General features: G+C 67.3%; 14 protein-coding genes. 12 read left to right on the forward strand and 2 right to left on the reverse strand.

All coding sequences use genetic code 11. The annotated features are described in order from the left end of the window. Nucleotides 1-4: 4 nt before the first annotated feature. From D892_RS0105695 to D892_RS0105705, 3 genes are all read left to right on the forward strand, one after another. Nucleotides 5-1,084, forward strand: a complete 1,080-nt coding sequence (locus D892_RS0105695) for an ABC transporter ATP-binding protein (RefSeq protein ID WP_024800318.1) — start codon at nt 5-7, stop codon at nt 1,082-1,084. 125 nt (nt 1,085-1,209) lie between these two features. Further along, nucleotides 1,210-1,524 (forward strand): hypothetical protein, encoded by a 315-nt coding sequence (locus D892_RS0105700; RefSeq protein ID WP_024800319.1) that lies wholly within the window; start codon nt 1,210-1,212, stop codon nt 1,522-1,524. Continuing rightward, nucleotides 1,517-2,317, forward strand: coding sequence for a crotonase/enoyl-CoA hydratase family protein (locus D892_RS0105705; protein ID WP_024800320.1), 801 nt, complete (start codon nt 1,517-1,519; stop codon nt 2,315-2,317). The genes D892_RS0105700 and D892_RS0105705 overlap by 8 nt, the downstream gene beginning before the upstream one ends. An 88-nt stretch (nt 2,318-2,405) precedes the next feature. Here D892_RS0105705 and D892_RS0105710 read toward each other — a convergent pair whose 3' ends face one another. Beyond that, complete coding sequence (locus D892_RS0105710) at nt 2,406-3,800, reverse strand: FHA domain-containing protein (protein WP_024800321.1); 1,395 nt, start codon at nt 3,798-3,800, stop codon at nt 2,406-2,408. A gap of 135 nt (nt 3,801-3,935) precedes the next feature. Here D892_RS0105710 and D892_RS0105715 point away from each other — a divergent pair, with 135 nt between their 5' ends. After that, a complete protein-coding gene (locus D892_RS0105715) occupies nt 3,936-5,126 on the forward strand; it encodes a hypothetical protein (RefSeq protein ID WP_024800322.1) in 1,191 nt (396 codons plus the stop codon). A 145-nt stretch (nt 5,127-5,271) separates the two neighbouring features. Beyond that, nucleotides 5,272-6,693 (forward strand): type VII secretion-associated protein, encoded by a 1,422-nt coding sequence (locus tag D892_RS0105720; RefSeq protein WP_156959399.1) that lies wholly within the window; start codon nt 5,272-5,274, stop codon nt 6,691-6,693. 367 nt (nt 6,694-7,060) lie between these two features. Here the strand turns inward: D892_RS0105720 and D892_RS0105725 are convergent, their stop codons facing one another. Beyond that, the gene (locus D892_RS0105725) at nt 7,061-8,188 is read right to left on the reverse strand and encodes a metallophosphoesterase (protein ID WP_156959400.1); all 1,128 of its coding nucleotides are present in this window, start codon (nt 8,186-8,188) and stop codon (nt 7,061-7,063) included. A 221-nt stretch (nt 8,189-8,409) separates the two neighbouring features. Here D892_RS0105725 and D892_RS0105730 point away from each other — a divergent pair, with 221 nt between their 5' ends. The 7 genes from D892_RS0105730 (at nt 8,410) to D892_RS0105760 (ending at nt 17,905) form a co-directional block, all read left to right on the forward strand. Beyond that, nucleotides 8,410-9,624, forward strand: coding sequence for a hypothetical protein (locus D892_RS0105730; protein WP_024800325.1), 1,215 nt, complete (start codon nt 8,410-8,412; stop codon nt 9,622-9,624). Beyond that, on the forward strand, nt 9,621-10,895 hold the full coding sequence (locus tag D892_RS0105735) for a hypothetical protein (RefSeq protein ID WP_156959401.1): 1,275 nt from the start codon (nt 9,621-9,623) through the stop codon (nt 10,893-10,895). The genes D892_RS0105730 and D892_RS0105735 overlap by 4 nt, the downstream gene beginning before the upstream one ends. Nucleotides 10,896-11,007: 112 nt before the next feature. Continuing rightward, nucleotides 11,008-12,222: a hypothetical protein gene (locus D892_RS0105740; protein WP_024800327.1), complete on the forward strand. Its 1,215-nt coding sequence runs from the start codon at nt 11,008-11,010 to the stop codon at nt 12,220-12,222. A 22-nt stretch (nt 12,223-12,244) separates the two neighbouring features. Next, complete coding sequence (locus D892_RS0105745; RefSeq protein ID WP_036566777.1) at nt 12,245-13,468, forward strand: hypothetical protein; 1,224 nt, start codon at nt 12,245-12,247, stop codon at nt 13,466-13,468. 244 nt (nt 13,469-13,712) lie between these two features. Further along, nucleotides 13,713-14,954: a hypothetical protein gene (locus tag D892_RS0105750; protein WP_024800329.1), complete on the forward strand. Its 1,242-nt coding sequence runs from the start codon at nt 13,713-13,715 to the stop codon at nt 14,952-14,954. 28 nt (nt 14,955-14,982) lie between these two features. After that, on the forward strand, nt 14,983-16,212 hold the full coding sequence (locus D892_RS0105755) for a hypothetical protein (RefSeq protein ID WP_198036843.1): 1,230 nt from the start codon (nt 14,983-14,985) through the stop codon (nt 16,210-16,212). Nucleotides 16,213-16,327: 115 nt separating this feature from the next. Further along, nucleotides 16,328-17,905, forward strand: coding sequence for a serine/threonine-protein kinase (locus tag D892_RS0105760; protein ID WP_024800331.1), 1,578 nt, complete (start codon nt 16,328-16,330; stop codon nt 17,903-17,905). Nucleotides 17,906-17,920 lie beyond the last annotated feature (15 nt).

Below are 17,920 nucleotides of genomic sequence, written 5' to 3' on the forward strand. Positions count from 1 at the left end.
GGGCATGGTCGCCATCGCCTACCGCAACGCCTCGTGCATCTACTCCGGATCGGACACGCTCGCGGTCGATTCGCTGAACCTGGACATCGGCGACGGTGAGTTCGTCGTTCTCGTCGGGCCTTCCGGGTCCGGTAAATCCACGGCCTTGCGCATGCTCGCCGGTCTCGAGGCTATCGATGAGGGGAGCATCGAGATCGGCGGCAAGGACGTGACGGGACTGCCGTCCAAGGACCGGGACATCGCGATGGTGTTCCAGAACTACGCGCTGTACCCGAACAAGACCGTGGCGGAGAACATGGGTTTCGCGTTGAAGATGCGCGGCATACCCGCCGACGAGCGCCGCCGCAAGGTCGGCGAGGTCGCCGAGCTGCTCGACCTGACCGAGTACCTGGACCGCAAGCCCGCCAAGCTGTCCGGTGGGCAGCGGCAGCGAGTTGCCATGGGGCGGGCCATCGTTCGGGAACCGCAGGTGTTCTGCATGGACGAGCCGCTGTCCAATCTCGACGCCAAGCTGCGGGTGCAGACCCGCACCCAGATCGCGGCGCTGCAGCGGCGATTGGGCACCACCACCGTCTACGTCACCCACGACCAGGTGGAGGCGATGACGATGGGCGACCGGGTGGCGGTGCTGCGCGACGGCAGGTTGCAGCAATTCGCCTCGCCCGCCGAGCTTTACGATCGCCCGGTCAATACGTTCGTCGCCGGGTTCATCGGATCGCCGGCGATGAATCTGGTGACCGCGCCCGTCGCCGCCGAGGGTGTCCGGATCGGCAACTCGGTGCTGGAGCTGGAACGTGATCAGATCTCGCTGCTGCGGCGGGAGAAGCTGGAGACCGTCACCGTGGGCGTGCGGCCCGAGCAGCTCGAGATCGCGGACACCGGCGTATCGGCCACCGTCGAGCTGGTGGAGAGCCTGGGCAGCGAATCCTTCGTGCACACCGCCACCGAACCCGATGTGCGACTCGTCGTCCGCTGCCCCGGCCGGGCGCCGGTCGCGCTGGCCGAGGCGGTCCGGCTGCGCAAACGCGCGGACAGCACGGTGCATCTGTTCCACCCGGACACCGGGCTGCGCCTGGAGGCATAGGGTCTTGCGCCTGGAGGCGTAGGGTCTTGCGCCTGGAGGCATAGGGTCACCCGCGCGATCAGGGTGCGCCGCCGCGGATTACTGTCGGATCCGTAGCTCGACGTAGTAGTTCGGAGGTTGTGCAGATGGCCCGGATTCCCACATCGCTGCTGGCGGCCGGTGGTCTCGCCGGAGGCTTCGCGCTGGCGCAGGCGACCGAGCGGCGGCAGCTCGGCGGAGTCGTGTTCGCGGCGGCGACGGCGGCCGCCGTGCCGCGCTGGCGCAGGGCCGTCGGAACGGGTGGCGCTGCCGCGCTGACCGGAATGTCGGTGGGGGCCATGGGCGTCTCGCATCCGCTGGCCAAGAAGATCGGCGCGTGGCCGTCGGTGGCCGCCGTCTCGGCGGTGGTCGCGTCGACCGCGTGGCTGGCGGTCGACCGGCGGGCAGCGAACGGTGAGTGAGCCCGTCCTGATCGAGCGCACCGGCGACGTCGTCGTCTGGACGCTCAACAATCCCGAGGCCCGCAATCCGATCTCCGACACCGAGACGATCGCCGCCTTGGAGGAGGCGATCGCCGCCGCCGATCGCGACGATTCGCTGCGGGTGGCCATCCTGACCGGCGCGGGCACCGCCTTTTCCTCCGGCGGCAATATCAAGCACATGCGCGACGGCGCCGGGATGTTCGGCGGATCACCGGCCGAGCAGCGGCAGGGGTACCGGCACGGCATCCAGCGGATCCCGAAGGCCCTGTACCACTGCGAGATTCCGACCATCGCGGCCGTCAACGGACCGGCCGTGGGTGCCGGCTGCGATCTGGCGCTCATGTGCGATATGCGGATCGCCGCGAGTACCGCGACGTTCGCGGAGAGCTTCGCCAAGCTCGGCATCATCCCGGGCGACGGCGGCGCCTGGCTGCTGCCCCGCGCCGTCGGCATGGCCCGCGCGAGCGAGATGGCGTTCACCGGTGAGCCGATCGACGCGGCGACGGCGCTGGAGTGGGGCCTGGTCTCGACGGTCGTGGAGCCCGGCACACTGCTCGACGCCGCCCACCGGCTGGCCGCCCGGGTCGCCGCCAATCCGCCCCAGGCGCTGCGCATGACCAAGAAGCTGCTCCGCGAGGGACAGTGGCAGTCGCTCGACAGCCTGCTCGAACTGTCCGCCGCCATGCAGGCCGTCGCCCACCACACCGCCGACCACCACGAGGCCGTCGCCGCGATGTTGGAACGCCGCCCGCCGCACTTCACGGGCCACTGAGACACCCGACCGAAAACCTTGCGGGACACCGGTTCTCATCCCGTCATGCTCTTTCGGCCCGGTGCCACGATGCGGCTGCGCCCGGACCTCAGCCGAACGGCGGTGGGGCGGCGGGCTCCAGGCGTAGGACTCGGTTGCCGAGCATGATCTCGGCACCGTAGACCAGGGTCATGGGTTGCCGTGGCGCCAGGCGGATCCAGTCCTGGTAACCGGGCAGGCGGGCGTGGGTGCCGTTGGTGGAGCCCCGGTCGACGAGCGTCACATCCCAGTCGGCCAGGTGGATCTCGGCGTGTGCGCGGGACATTCCGCCGGAGGAGTCCTCGATCTTCAGCGGTATCAGACCGCGCTGGGCGGCGTCGGAGTTCTCCGGGTCGCGGCCGATCACCGCGTCGGTGGCCAGCAGATAGGACATGCCGTCGTCGAGCACCAGCATGCCCAGGGGCGGGCGGACCACCTCCGCCGGGTGCTGGGTCTGGTCGACCGGCATCCCGCACACGGTGCAGAACGCCGAGCGCGGATCGGTGGGATGCGCTCGCGCGCACTTGAATCCGACCACCCGCACGGTCGGCGAGTCGGCCCGTGTGGTCTCCTCCATCCGGCGCTCCAGATCCGGATCCGGCGGCGGTGCGGCGGCATCGGTTCCGGCCGCGGGAGTCTCGGCCGGAGGTGACTGCCGGGCACCGAAGTCCGTTCCGGGCGGCGGTGTTCCGGGATGCGGCTCCGGCGCCGGGCGCCCCAGCTGCGTCTCCGCCAGACGGCGCTCCCACTGCGGATCGTCGGAGATTCGCGGATCGGGGTCGAGCGGTTGCCGGTTCGGGTCGGGCACCGTCTCCGGAGCAGGTTGCCGCGCACCGGCTTCCGGTGCGATCGCCGAGGGCGGGCCCGGCTGCTCCGCCCGCCGATGCGCCCCTCCGTCGGTCCGTGCCCGATCGCGCGCCCGCGTCCGTTCCGCCTCGAACCACACGATCGCGCCGGCGGCCGGGGCCACGCCCTCCACCAGCGATCCGATGCCCCGCTCCGGCAGTTCCGGGATCCGGCCCCGGTCGTCGTCGACGAACAGCGCCACGGCCCGCGACGGCGGCTCGGCCACCCGGTCGACGGTGAACGCCGCGTCCACGCCCCGATAGTGTTCGAGCCCGCGCTCCCCGGCCAGCACCGCCGTCACCGCGCCGTGCAGGAAGATCGCCACCCCGCCGGTGTCGGCCCGCGACAGGATGCCCAGATCGATCGGCCGGCCCGGGCTGATCTGCTCGGCATCGCGCATCAGCCAGCCCGTCGTCTCCCGGGCGATCAGCCGCCCGGGGCCGGCCGGGGCCTGTTCGGACGCCTCCGAGACCAGTTGGGCCAGCGCCTCGGCCGCCAGCATGGCCGGCGCGTCGGCATGGACCGGGCCGGGACCGCGATGGCCGACCAGCACCACCGCTCCGGCCACCCGCACCGCGACATGGCGACCGCCGACAACCTCGACCTGCCGATCCCTCAACGGAATCGACCTCCGGGGTAGCTCTGCGCGGTCGTCACCACATGCACCAGGTTAAGGCAAATGATTCGACGCCATCGCCGCCCGCCCCGCGGTCCGGTAATTTGAGACTCCACAGCTGGAGAAACGGGGGCTGTCATGCGCCGCAGAACACCGGGACCGTTCGTTGTCGCGAGCCTCGTACTGGCGGGACTGCTGACCGGATGCGGCACGACCGGCACGCCGGTTCCGGCCGAAATCGATGTGCGCGCATTGGATGTCGGTCCGTACGCCACCGACCGGCACAGCTACGACCCGGGTCCGGGCGGCAAGGGCCCGCTGCTGGAGGGCATGCGGATGTCGCAGGCCGTGGTGCCGAGCGTCCGGATCGATCCGTCGCTGGCGGTCGGCGCGGGCGGCCGAGTGGTGGCCGACAGTGCCGACGCCACCGAGCATCTGCTCGCCGGTGTCGCCAAGCCGGTGCTGGACCGGCACCGGATGGTTGTCGGCTACGTCTCCGGCGGCAGCGACCGCGCCGACGCGGCCGCCCCGAACGCCACCTCGATCACCGATCTGGTCCTGCGTTTCCCGGATCCCGAGTCCGCGGCGGCGGCCGCCCGCGAACTCGAGGACACCGACTTCGGCGTGGCACCCGACCTGAACCGGAAGCTCACGGTGCCCTCCCACCCCGGCGCCTACGTGCACTACCGGCCCGGCGTGCCCACCGTCGGCACCTTCATGGCGCACCGGGAATTCGTGATCTCGCTGTTCATCGAGCGGCCCAGCGCCGACGAACACGATCTGCTCGCCTGGGTGCGCAAGACCCTGGACGCGCAGACACCGGAGCTGGACCGTTTCCGGGCGACGCCGCGGGATCGGCTGGCCGAGCTGCCGGTGGATCCGGACCGGCTGCTGGCCCGGGCGGTCGTCCGGGATCGCTACCAGGTGGCCCATCCGGAGCGCTTCGCCGTCTTCGGCGCACCGGCCTTCGTGCACACCGCGGCCGACGAGACCGCCCGGCAGCGCCTGGTCGACGACACCGGACTGGATGCCGTCGCCATCGCCGAGACCAGTTCGGTGCTGCGTGTGCGCGACGCCGACGCGGCCCTCCACCTGGTCGACGGGATGCTGTCGGCCGCGGGCCCGCAATACGACGACGCGACCGCGCCGAACGCGGTCCCGGGCGCGAAGTGCCTGCAGCTCAACGCCACCGGCGATCCCCAGAACGAATCCCGCTACCGCTGTTACGTTCCGTACCACCGGTACGTCCAGGCGGTCGTCGGCAGCGACCGGACGGACGTCGAGTACCGCACGGCCGCCGCGTACGCGCTGATGGCGAACAACTACTGACGATCCGGTAGCCGCCGGGTGGCTGCAGTAGGATTCCGCGAGACCTACGGAAGGGGGAGGGCGTGCACCGCGCCGCGAGAATCCTGTGGGCCGGGGCCGCCGTCCCGACGCCGCGCAGCGCCGAGCCGGGGGCAGCGGCCCGCTGATGTCCACCGTCGAACTGGTCCTGACCGACACCCGGCTGTGGGCGCGCAGCGAGACCACGTACTGGAACGGCCCGCCGTCGATCGTGCCGGCCAGCGACGGCGCGAGTTTCGTTGTGGGAGAAGCATTGCGGCCGCAGTACCCGGCGGTGTCGGTGGTGCGGTTCGCGGAGGCCGACCGGATCGCGTATCCCACCATGCCGACCGCGGCCGACGCGTTCGCGGTGCTGCTCGGCGCGGTGCTGACCAATCTGCGCCTGCCCGGCCCGTGCGAGCGCCTCACCGTGCTGGCCCCCTCCGAGTGGGGCCGGCGGCGCCGCGCGGCGGTGCGGGCGGCGGCGACGCGCCTGGCCGCCGAGGTGACGGTGGAACCGCTGGCGTTGCGGGCGGTCGCACTGGGCGCCAGCACCGCACAGGGCCAGCGGATCGCGGTCCTCGAGCCGAACCCGCTGACCACCACCGTGACCCTGGTCGGGCGCTCCGGCGCACGACTGTGGATCGACGCCTGCGAATACGAGCCGGCCGTCGGGCTCACCGACGCCGGCGACGGGCCGGGACTCGCGGCGATCGCCGCGGTGGTGGCCCGGCTACTCGCCGGTCAGACACCGACCTATCTACTGGCCGTGGGTATTTCGGAGCCTCACCTGCTGGAGGGCCTGCGCGCGGCGATCACCGCGCAGTGCGGCTTCCCGGTCGATGTCCGCCCGGTCGCCGGTGCCGATCTGATCCGCGGGGCACAAGTGCCGGCCGCACTCCCCCAGCCGGGTCCGCCGGCCGGCCGGGCGATCGAGCCGCCGCCGGATCGAGAGGCCTCGCTGCGCGAGCATGCGATCGCGGCCCGGCCACCGCGGCGCCGCGCCCCGATGCTCCTGCTCGGCGCCGCCGTCGTCGTGCTCGCGGTGGTGGTGGGCGTGGCCGTGCTGCTCACGCGATCGCCGGACGACACGGCGGCGGATACGCGGGCAGCGACATCCGCCCCGGCGGCGACGCCCGACGCTCGGGCGGTCACCCGAACGTTCGGCCGCGTCCGAGTTCCGGTGCCCGGGGGCTGGCACGTCGCATCCCGGTCGGACGCCCGCGCGGACCTGATGCCGGACGACGGTGCGCGCCGGCGGATCACGCTCGCGCAGACCGATCTCACGCCCGGGGCCGGCATCGACGACGTCGCGCGCACCCTGGAGTCGCAGATGCGGCGCCGCCCGACGGGGACGGTCACCGACCTGCACCGCACCTCCGACCCGAACGGCCGCCCCGGCCTGTCCTACGACGAGTACCCACCCGACGGCACGACGGTCCGCTGGCAGGTGGTCGTCGACTCCGGGCTCCAGGTCAGCGTCGGGTGCCAATACCCTTCGGGCGATTGGCAACCCATGGCCGGCCCCTGCGCGCAGGTAGCCAACGATCTGCGGATCACACCGCAATAGCGCCGCTCGGCCACACGACATCGACCGGCCCCACACGCGGCCCACGGCCCCACAGCAGAACCGCCTCACCGTACGGGCGATCCGCACTCCGAGGCCGAGCCCTGCGCGCAGGTGGTCCGCGACCTGCGGATCGTGCCGCAACAGCGCCGCTCGGTCACGTGGCATCCCGCGCACGGATGGTCCACGGCCTGCGAACCACGCCACCCTGGTACTGCCACGTCACTCGTCACGCCCCGCCGTTCCGGCATTTCAGCGCCCCGTCATCCCCGGCGTGCTTTGGGCGGGATCCACCACCAGGACCCGTGGGATTCCGGTCCAGAACACGCCGGAATGACGGAGGCGACGTCACAGCACCAGGACCGGCTGGTCACGGTGTGGGAGCACGCAGCACCAGGACGGTGATCTCGCTGGGCGCGAAGACGCGCAGGGCCGGGCCCCAGAAACCGGTGCCCCGGCTGGTGTAGAGCTGGGTGCGCTCGCCGTGCCGGCTCAGGCCCGCCACGACGGGCTGGTCCAGGCGGACCAGATAGTGGAACGGCCAGATCTGGCCACCGTGCGTGTGCCCGGAAATCTGGAGTGCCACACCGGCTTCCACGGCCGCCGAGATCTGCTTGGGCTGGTGGGCCAGCAGCACCACCGGCACGTCCGGCGCGCCGGCGAGCGCGGCGGGCAGGTCCGGGCCGTGCCCGTCCAGTGCGACGCCCGTCGGATCGTCGATACCCGCGATCACCAGCCGATCGCCGCCCCGCTCGACGATCTCGTGCTGGTTGCGCAGCGGCCGCCAGCCGAGCGCGGTCAGGCATTCGATCCAGCCGAGCGCGTCGCCGAAGTACTCGTGGTTGCCGGTGATGTAGAACCGGCCCAGCCCGGCCTCGACCTTGCCGAGCGGTTCGACCTGAGCGCGCCGCCTCGCCACCGGCCCGTCCGCGAGATCGCCTGCGTGACAGACGATATCCGGCCGCTGCGCGTTGACGACCTCGACCACCCGGCGCGACCACCGCAGCCGGTCCAGCGCGGCGAAATGCGTATCGGTGATCACGACGGCCCGCAGGCCGTCGAGCCCCCGGCCCAGCCCCGGGATGGTCACCTCCACCGTGCGGACCCGCGGCACCCGCCGGGCCTCCACCGTCCCCCACACCAGCAGCGCCGCCCACACCGCGAGCACCCCGACGGCCACGAGGCGCGACCGCGCCGGATCGTCCACGCCCGCGACGGTCAGTCCGGCCCGCACCACGGCGCCGATCACCGACCAGCTGAACAGCACCCACACCGCGCCCAGCAGCGTGTCGCCCACGATGACGGCGGCATCGGACTGTCTCGGCCCGTGCCCGAGCAGCAGGCCCGCGGGCAGGCAGACGAACCCGAGCAGGAACACCGCCGAGCCGGCCCACAGCAGCGGGCCGCTACTCGTGCAATACACCAGCAGCCACCACGGAAGCAGGAACAGCAGGGCCGGAATTCCCAGAAACAGGGCCACGCGCGGAACGTATTTCACCAGATCATCCTCGTCGCACCGAGCGAACCGCGCCACCTCACCGATGCGGCGGCCGCACGGGTACCGCACCCGGTCGCGCTCGCGAGCAACAGCGGAGCCCCGAAAATCACCGGTGCCCGATTCGTCCCCTCGGGTGCTATGTTGTCAACCGCTCGACGGCGGCGCCTGCGCCCGGCCAATCGGCCGCGCCGGAGGTGGCCGAGTTCCGACGGAGGGGATGTATGCGGAGGACCACGGGACTCCTGGCGGCCGCGCTGGTTGCCACGCTGGCGGCGGCCGGGTGCGGATCGGACGGCAGCGACGCCGCGGCGCCGCCTCCTGCCCCGCCCGTCGAAATCGGCTCGCTCGATCTCGGGCCCTACAGCCCGCAACCTCGCGATATGGGCACCCCGAAGAATATGGAGCAGGCCAGGCAGATCGAGGCGGAGCGGCTCGGCAATTACGTGCCGCTGCCCTCGGATATCGATCCGGGATTCGTGCATCCCGCGCCGTTCTCCGCGATGGTGTTCATCGATCCGGAGCATTCGCTGCTCAACGACATCATCAAGGTCGACGTCGAGCGGTTCCGCGCGGACGCACCCGATCTCGTCGGCGGCTTCGGCAGCTACGCCCGCAACGACCCGTACAACCAGGGCATGGAACTGGCCAATACCGTGCTGCTGTTCCCCGACGAGCAGAAGGCCGCGGCCGCCGCGGCCGCGCTGGAGCGCACCGACTTCTCGTTCAACGACCGGAATCAGCCGGTTCCGGTCGCGAAATACCCGGACGCGCACGCGCACTGGGATCCGACCGTGCAGTCGATCGGATCGTGGTACGCCACCGGGCGTTTCGTGGTCTACACCTGGATCTACGACCAGGCCAAGGTGTGGCTGAACAAGGTGGATCAGCCGGTGCTGACGGCGCTGCTGCAGAAGAGCCTGGACACCGTCGTACCCGCGATCGCCAAGTTCACACCGACCCCGCCCGATCAGCTGATGTCGAAGCCGATCGACGACGAGGGCATGCTCGGGCGGACATTGATCCGGCCCAAGGAGGACACCGACGGGGCCTGGCTGAATCCGCCGGGCGTGTACAACGCGCACGCGGCACTGCATTTCAGCACCGATCGGGTGGCGACACAGCAGAACTTCGACGAGGCCGGCGTGGACAAGTTCGCCGATTACGGCACAGAGCTGTACCGCGCGCGGGACGCCCGTTCCGCCGAAAAGCTTCGCGACGAACTCAGCAACGCGACACGGAATTTCCGCACCGCCGAGCCCCCGAAGAATCTCCCGGCCGCCAAATGCCGCGAGTACCACGGAAAAGAACAGATGGCGACGCGCTACTACTGCTCGGTCGCTTACGGCCGGTATACCTCGATGGCCTGGGCCAACCAGTTGCTGGACGCACAGCAGCGGATCTCCGCGCAGTACGCGATGCTGGTGAACGCCGGATGAATGGGTCGACGGTGATGCGGGGAATGCGCGGGCTGGCGGGCGCGGTGGTCGCCGTCGGCCTGGTGGTGGCGCTGAGCGGCTGCGGTTCGACCATCGCGGGCACCGCGGGACCGAGCGAGGTCGATATCCGCAAGCTCGATGTCGGCTCCTATCCCATCGAACCGGTGGATATCTACGCCGATTACCGGCCCGGCTTCTATGCCATGGGCGGCATCGGTGCGATGCGCCTGGCCGACTATGTGGCGACGGCCGTAGATGTCGACCCCCGGCTGACATTCAGTGCAGATTCGGGCGACTTCTCCGCCGGGGTGATGGATTCGCTGCTGGGCAAGACCGAGGCCACCGAGGAGATCGCCAAGCGCAACAAGATGCTGTTCGGCTTCAAATCCGAAGGCGGGGACCGCCTGACCTCCATCATCGACTACGGGTGGCCGGAGGTCAGCCGCCATACTCCCGGCGCGACGACCGTCAACATGCTGGTGATGCAGTTCCCCGACGCCGATTCGGCGCAGCGCGCCGCGCACGAGTTCTACCAGGCCGACGTCGAGGCGAACAAGGACAGGACGCAGCCGATCCGGCTCTCGAAATACGCCGACGCACAAGGCCAGTGGCGCCCCGGGAGCCCGACCGGCCGTTCCTTCCTCGCGCACGGCTCCTACGTCGCCGCCGCCGTGGTCACCGCCGCGCAGCCGGATCAGGCCGCGATCAGCTCGCTCAGCGAGAAGGCCTACGACACCCAATTGCCACTGCTGGATCAGCTGAAACCGATCTCCGACGAGGAGACCCTGCATCTCCCGTGGGACCAGGACCACATCCTGAGTCGCACCCTGAATCCCGAGGAAACCTACAAACCCGGATTCACCGGATTTCCGGGAATCTACGGCCGGCGTGGAATCCTGCAATTCCTGCCCTATCGCGCGCAGGCGAAACAGACCTTCGAGGCGATCGGCGCCGACCGATTCGCCATCACCGACGCCGCCCTGCTGGCCCGGGCCGAGAGCGACGAATCCGCGAAAAGGGCCGCGGCCGAACGGCTCAGCATTTCGCCGGTGGCCAAGCAGGCCGATGCACCGGCCAATGTTCCCGATTCCACCTGCGTGGAGAACAAGGTCAGCAGCGTTCTGTCGTCGGACGCGGACGACAAGCGTTTCACCTGCATCGTCGTCTACCGCCAGTATGTGAGTTATCTGTCCGCCGATCAGCTGCTCGACGCCCATCAGCGGGCGGCCGCGCAGTACGCGCTCCTCGCGAACAGCCAGTGGCAGCCGTGAGACCGGTGCGCTGGTGCTAGATTTTCCCGGTACTCGCCGGGCGGCCGCGTCGGCTTCCTCCGGTGAGACGGCCGCTTGCTCGATGCGGCCGGGGTGATTTCGGAGGGGACGGATGAACAGGCTCACGCGGACGCTGGCCGCTGTCGCGCTCACGTTCGTGGTGGCGAATACCGCCGCATGTGGTTCCGGCGAGGATCACCCGCCGGCCGATCCGGCCGTCGATCTGAGTCGGCTGAACGTCGGGAACAATCCGACGCAGCCCAAGGAATACGGCAAGGCGACCAGCCTGGAACAGGCGAAGCTACTGGAGGCCATGCGGTTGGGCGATCATCTGCCGCTGCCGGTGGAGATCGATCCGGCGGTGAAATATGCCGCGCCCCAGGCCGATTCCCTGGCGCGGACTTTCATCTCCTTCGACACGCAGCTCTATCACGCGCTGTCGCCGGCGGACGCCAACCGACTCAACGGTGAGGTCAAGGGCTTCCTCTGCGGCTTCGCGACAACCGGGCAGACCGATCCCGTGGCCGACCTGTCCATCGGTGTCAGCAATCTCGTCATGCTCTTCGAGAACGAGCAGAATGCGACCGAGGCCGCCGATCTCATGGCCCGGGCCGACCTGGAGTCGACGCCGGGTACCACGCCCGTCGGTGTCGGCAAATACCCTGCGGCGCATGCGCAGTCGACCTATCCCGGGGAACTGAAGTCCTGGTACGCGACGGGTCGGTACGTCATTTTCAGCGTCGCCTACGACAACGTCATGGGGCAGTTCGAGAAGGCCGACCTGTCCCGGGCGACGCCGTATGTGGAAAAGAGTATCGAGGCCAATACTCGTGCGGTGCAGAGTTTCACACCGACACCGTCCGATCAGCTGCTGCAACTCGACGTCGATCCGGACCGGATGCTCGGCCGGGCACTGCCGACGGTGACCGTCGATCAATCGCAGCGGGGCATACCGGGCCGGTACGACCGGCACGGCGGGCTGCAGTTCTCGGCCGATCCGCAGGAAGATACACCCCTGTTCGAGGAAACCGGGGTGGACCGGATCTCCTGGAACGGCGGCTTCGTATATCGGGCGCGCGATGCCGCCGGCGCTCGGCGGATCGCCGAACTGAAGTCGGCTCCGAGCAAGCAGTTGCGCACCGTCGAAGCGCCGAAGGAACTGCCGGCGGCCCGGTGTCTCGGCCTGAAGGTTCCCAGCCAGTACTCGATCAACTACTACTGCACGGTCTCGTTCGACCGGTACGCGGCCAGGGTGGCGGCGAACCAGCTGGCAGACGTGCATCAACGGATATCCGCGCAGTACGCCCTGCTGGCGAACGGCCGCTGACCACCGAGAGCAGGACATGCGCATGTTTCGATCAGGAATACGAGGCTTCGGCGCTGCCGCGGCCGTACTCGTCGCCTGCGCCGCACTCACGGGGTGCGGCTCGGACGCCTCCGGCACCGCGACGGCGGCGGAAATAGACGTCCGGAAACTCGAGGTCGGACCGTATTCGACGGTCCCGCTGGACCTTCGGTACACCTACCCGTACCGCGCGACCGCCGCCAGGCATCTGGCCGCCGTCCGGCTCGCCGATCAGCTGGCGACGGGACACGAGATAGACGACCGCTTGATGTACGGAACGGGATCGACGCCGATCACCGGCCAAGCGGATGTCATGGATGTTCTCGCCGACGTCAACGGACCGGTCGCCGAACGAAACGGCCTGATGTTCGGCTACGGCGCGGGTGCCGCCGACGTACAAACCACCGATGCCACGCCACAGCGCGCCAACAACACCTTCACCACGCTGACCGTCATGCAATTCCCGAGCGACGAGGCCGCCTCCCGAGCAGCGCGAGAGTTCGACGAAACCGACTTCGCCGTCGCGCCCGACCAGAACCAGCCCGTCGCCCTGCCCGCCTATCCGGCCGCACACTCGCATTGGCGCCCCACCGTGTCCACCATCGGATCGACCATGGCGCACGGCAAATACGTCATCAACCTCTACGCCGGACTCCCCGCCGCCGATATCTCCTCGCTCACCGTCCTCGTGGAAAAGGCCTACAGCACCCAGATCCCACTCCTCGACGCGCTCCCGCCGCTGAGTCTCGAAGAGATGCTGCGCCTCCCCGCGGACCCGGACGGAATGCTCAACCGCACCCTCAACCCCGACGGCTTCGGCACCCCGGACGCCAAGAACCAGATCACCTACGGCCTGCGCGGATTCCTGCATCAGCTCGCCGACCAGGAGGTGTGGCGGAAGAGGTCGGCGGATACGGGCCTGGACAGAGTCTCGTTGACTCGCGAGCCGTCCGGAAGCACGTCCACGGTATTCCGCACGCGCGACAGCGCTTCCGCCGCCACGCTCCGGTCGGTAATCCTCGAGAAGACATTCCCGAGCCCCGCCGACGCGCCTGCCGGTGTCCCGGATTCCGTATGCGGAGAAGACAAGTCGGCGAGCTACAAGACCAAGCGGTTCCGCTGCGCGGTGAACTATCGCCGGTATGTGGCCGCCGTGGAGGGGGATCAGCTACAGGATGTCCATCAGCGTGCGGCGGCGGAGTACGCGCTGCTGGCCAACAACCAGTGAGCACGGAATCTCCCTGTCGTCCTCCACGAACCTCGATCTGGACATCCCCGATCGACGTGGACCGAGCCAGTGCAGGCCCAGAAGGCTCTGTCGACCCCGACCGGGGTCATGACCAACTCGACTCGATGCCGCCGGGATCGGTAGGTGCTATGTTGACCCGAGCGTTCGCCAGGTAGCCGCGTCGGCTTCGCGGTTCGGCGAGATGGCCGCCTGCTCGTGCGGCCGGTTGATTCGGAGGGGAGAGATGGACAGGCTGATCCGGGGGCTGGTCGCCGTTGTGCTCACGTCGGTGCTGGCGGGGGTCGCGGGGTGTGGGTCCGATGATGCGGGTTCGACTGACACGCAGGCCGATCCGGTGGTGGACCTGAGCCGGTTGGACGTGGGGAACAATCCGACGCAACCCAAGGTGTACGGGAAGCCGAACAGCCCTGAACAGGCGAGAGCGGTAGAGGCCTGGAGATTGGCCGACCAACTGCCATTACCGGTAGAGATCGACCCGTCGATGAAGTACGTCGCCGACGACGACGATGGCGCCCGCATCATGATCAGTTTCGACAGTCCGGTCTACCGTACGTGGTCCACAGTGGACGGCAAACGTCTCGACAATGACATCAAAGGTCTGGTCTGTGGATTCTTGACATCCGGACACACCTCCCCCGATCCCGGATTGTCCATCGCTGTCCACAATATCGTCATGATGTTCGATACAGAACAGAATTCGATGCAGGCAGCCGACGCCTTGGCGCTGGCCGACCGCGAGGCTACACCGAACAGCGCACTGGTCGATATCGGTAAATACCCTGCAGCGCATGCACAATCCAACCATCCGGGCCAGCTTAAATCGTGGTATGCAATGGGTCGATATGTCATCTTGACCTACGTCCAGGACGATATCATGGAAACTCTGAAATCTACCGATACGCCCCGGCTGGCGTCCTATGTCGAGAAGAGTATTGCTGCATATTCGGGAGCGTTACAGAATTTCGCGCCGACACCATCGGACAAGCTCATGGAAACGAATATCGACCCGGACGGAATGCTGAGTCGAGCCCTCCCGACAACTTTCAAGGACCAGTCGAAACAGGGTATTCCAGGCGTATACAGCCGACGAGGCGGGCTACAACTCGCGCCTGCTCCGAAGCAGCGGGCTCAGCTGTTCGGTGATGACACCGGGACATTCGAGAAAAACGAGGTGGACCGTATCGCCTGGAACGGTGACTTCGTGTATCGGGCACGTGACGCCGCATCCGCGCGAAATCTCGCCCACCAGAAGCTGGGCGCAACCAAGGCATGGCACAGCATCGAGCCACCACCGAATCTACCGACGGCCCGATGCCTTGGCCCGAGAAACCCGAACACGCGTTGGAACCGATACTACTGCGCCGTGTCATTCGACCGCTATGCGGCCGTGGTGTCAGCAGAACAACCTACCGACGTGTACCAGCGGATCTCCGCGCAATACGCAATCCTTGTAAACAGCCGCTGACCACCGAGAATACGAGCAGGACAAGCGTATGTTCAGACCAGGAATCCGGGCCGTCGGCAGCATGGCGGCCGTGCTCGCCACCTGCGCGACACTCGTCGCATGCGGCTCGGACACCTCCAGCAACGCGATGGCGGCGGAAATAGACGTCCGAAAACTCGACGCCGGAACATACTCGAAGTTTCCACTAGACCTCCGCGACGCCTATACCCATGACCTGGATTCGGCAAGACAACTGGCCATCGGCCGATTGGCCGACCAAGTGGCGACGGGGCCGGAAATAGACAAACGTTTGAGGTATGGGACGGGATTCATCCCGATAACCGATAAGGAAAGTACCACAAAGGTTCTGGCCGATGTCAACGGTCCTGTTGCCGAACGAAACGGCATGATGTTCGGCTTCGCGGCCGGTACCAGCGATAAACCGTCCGCCGACTCCACCCCGGAACGTGCCGACAACACCTTCACCACACTGACCGTGATGCAGTTCCCCAGCGACGAGGCCGCAGATCGAGCCGCCCGGGAATTCGACGAAACCGACTTCGCCGTAGCCCCGGATCAGAATCAGTCGATCACGTTACCCGCCTATCCGCGCGCACATTCCCACTGGCGGCCCACCGTCTCCACCGTCGGGACGACCTTGGCACATGGAAAATACGTAATATACGTGTATGCCGGTCTCCCATCCGCAAATATCAACTTGCTGACCGAACTGGTAACAAAAACCTACGCGGCCCAAATACCTCTTCTGGATGCCCTTCCCCCATTGAGCACCGAAGACGTCGTCAGACTCCCTCTCGATGCCGATGGTATGCTGAACCGCACCCTCAATCCCGATCGACTCGGCATTCCTATCATCAAAAGCAATGAATCTTTCGGCCTGCGGGGATATCTCCACCGGATCTCCGATCAAGAGTCCTGGAAAAAGAAGATGACGGATATGGGAGTCGATAAATTCTCGCTGACGAAAGGAGGAAACGGCAATACGTCGAAAGTGTTCCGTACTCGTGACAGTGACACGGCGGCCACACTACGGTCCACGCTTATCGCCGAGTCATTTCCAACACCCGCCGAGCGGCCACAGAACATCGCCGATTCCAGCTGCGGAGAAAATATCTCTCCCGATCGGGCGGACGGACCATTCCGTTTTCGATGCGCGGTCAGCTACCGCCAGTACGTAGCCACTGTCGACGGAGACCAACTGCAGGACGCTCATCAGCGCGCAGCAGCACAGTATGCACTCCTCGCAAACAACCAGTAACCACCGGAGTCCGCTTATGCGCCAGGCGAACCGGCCGCCGCCGGGCCCCCGCACTATGCTGCTGAGAGCGGCGCCGAAGCATGGACGCTGAACGCAGGACAGGAGACGACGAAGTATGACGATGAGTCCCGGCACCATCGTCGGTGGGTATCGCATCGATCGCAAACTCGGCGCCGGCGGAATGGGCGCGGTCTATCTGGCCAAGCACCCCAGTTTGCCCCGTATGGACGCCCTCAAAATCCTCAGTGCGGAGCTGTCACGCGACGCGGAGTTCCGGGCTCGTTTCGAGCGCGAAGCCAATCTGGCTGCCGGACTCGACCACCCCAATATCGTCTCCGTATACAACCGGGGGGAAGAACACGGCCAACTGTGGATCGCCATGCAGTACGTCGACGGCACCGACGCTTCGGCCGAACTCGCGCGCGATCCGCATGCGATGACTCCGCTCCGAGCACTCCGTATCACTTCCGAGGTCGGCAAGGGCTTGGACTACGCACATCGCAAAGGCCTACTGCACCGAGACGTCAAGCCGGCAAACTTCCTGCTGTCCAGTAAGGACGGCGATGAAGAACGGGTTCTACTGACCGATTTCGGCGTGGCGAAGTCGACCGACGACGCCAACGAATTGACCCAAACCGGGGGATTTCTGGCGACCATCGCCTATGCACCGCCCGAACAACTGTCGGGCTATCCGCTCGACCACCGCGCGGATATCTACAGCCTCGCCTGCTCCTTCTTCAAGCTACTCACCGGCCAGAATCCGTACCCCTCGGCACAGCCGGCCATGGTGATGATGGGACATTTGCACGAGCCCCCGCCTCTGGCTACGGCGGTAAGATACGGGCTGCCTGCCGGTATCGATAACGTCGTCGCTCGTGCCATGGCGAAGAACCCGGCCGAGAGGTTCAATTCCTGCCGGGAGTTCATGGATGCCGCCGCCAGTGCCCTGGTGCCGGGCCACAACCCTGTCTCGACGAATACGTCACCCACCTACCCCGTTCAGGTCTTCGACCCTCGGCCCAACACTGATCCGCGTCAGACCGTGTCCGCTCCGGGAATCGGTGCACCACCCAGTACCGCCGCTCCGCCAACTCGGAATCGGCGCAGGCAATGGGGCCTGGGCATTGCTGCGGCAGCCGTGGTTGCCGCCGTCGCCGCGGGCGGCATTATCTGGGGTTTCGGTGACGACGGTTCGGTCCCCACGACACCCACTACCACCGCAGCCGGTCCCAAGCCTGCGGGCACGGTGGCGGAAGCGCGCCAAAACAATCCCGCGTTCGAGGGGAAATCGGTTCTGATGGTGGACGTCAAAGGTGAGGACCAATACAACACGGAAATGGGCGTATACCTGACGCCCAGTCCGCAGACCACATTTCTCAACGATTTGGGCTTCGTGTACAACTTGTCCTACGCGAAACAGGGCGACGAGGCAACCACTCGAACGATCAGTAGGGACGACCAGTATTCCGTATTCAACAAGGTAAATGACGGCTACATCCTCGCAGTCCGCAGTGATCCGAAGGCGGGCGGCGGTGGCCTCCTAGGCTTGCCCTCATCGCTCACGCAGACTCGCGCGACGGTTATCGTCGTCGATGATCCGGCAACGGTATCCGCCATCAGGAATTGGTCTGATAGGTCACAGCAGAGCGCATTGGAAAAACTGGTTCCCATACTTCACGAACGCGTGAAATAGCAGTACGAACGCAAG

This window comes from Nocardia sp. BMG51109, from assembly GCF_000526215.1.
Taxonomy (GTDB): Bacteria; Actinomycetota; Actinomycetes; order Mycobacteriales; family Mycobacteriaceae; genus Nocardia.

What these genes read in the sequence shown, in the direction of transcription:
- D892_RS0105755 (WP_198036843.1), top strand. Translation starts at nt 14,983, where the DNA reads ATGTTCAGACCAGGAATCCGGGCCGTCGGCAGCATGGCGGCCGTGCTC.
- D892_RS0105715 (WP_024800322.1), top strand. Translation starts at nt 3,936, where the DNA reads ATGCGCCGCAGAACACCGGGACCGTTCGTTGTCGCGAGCCTCGTACTG.
- D892_RS0105740 (WP_024800327.1), top strand. Translation starts at nt 11,008, where the DNA reads ATGAACAGGCTCACGCGGACGCTGGCCGCTGTCGCGCTCACGTTCGTG.
- D892_RS0105750 (WP_024800329.1), top strand. Translation starts at nt 13,713, where the DNA reads ATGGACAGGCTGATCCGGGGGCTGGTCGCCGTTGTGCTCACGTCGGTG.
- D892_RS0105730 (WP_024800325.1), top strand. Translation starts at nt 8,410, where the DNA reads ATGCGGAGGACCACGGGACTCCTGGCGGCCGCGCTGGTTGCCACGCTG.
- D892_RS0105720 (WP_156959399.1), top strand. Translation starts at nt 5,272, where the DNA reads ATGTCCACCGTCGAACTGGTCCTGACCGACACCCGGCTGTGGGCGCGC.
- D892_RS0105745 (WP_036566777.1), top strand. Translation starts at nt 12,245, where the DNA reads ATGTTTCGATCAGGAATACGAGGCTTCGGCGCTGCCGCGGCCGTACTC.
- D892_RS0105695 (WP_024800318.1), top strand. Translation starts at nt 5, where the DNA reads ATGGTCGCCATCGCCTACCGCAACGCCTCGTGCATCTACTCCGGATCG.
- D892_RS0105700 (WP_024800319.1), top strand. Translation starts at nt 1,210, where the DNA reads ATGGCCCGGATTCCCACATCGCTGCTGGCGGCCGGTGGTCTCGCCGGA.
- D892_RS0105735 (WP_156959401.1), top strand. Translation starts at nt 9,621, where the DNA reads ATGAATGGGTCGACGGTGATGCGGGGAATGCGCGGGCTGGCGGGCGCG.
- D892_RS0105760 (WP_024800331.1), top strand. Translation starts at nt 16,328, where the DNA reads ATGACGATGAGTCCCGGCACCATCGTCGGTGGGTATCGCATCGATCGC.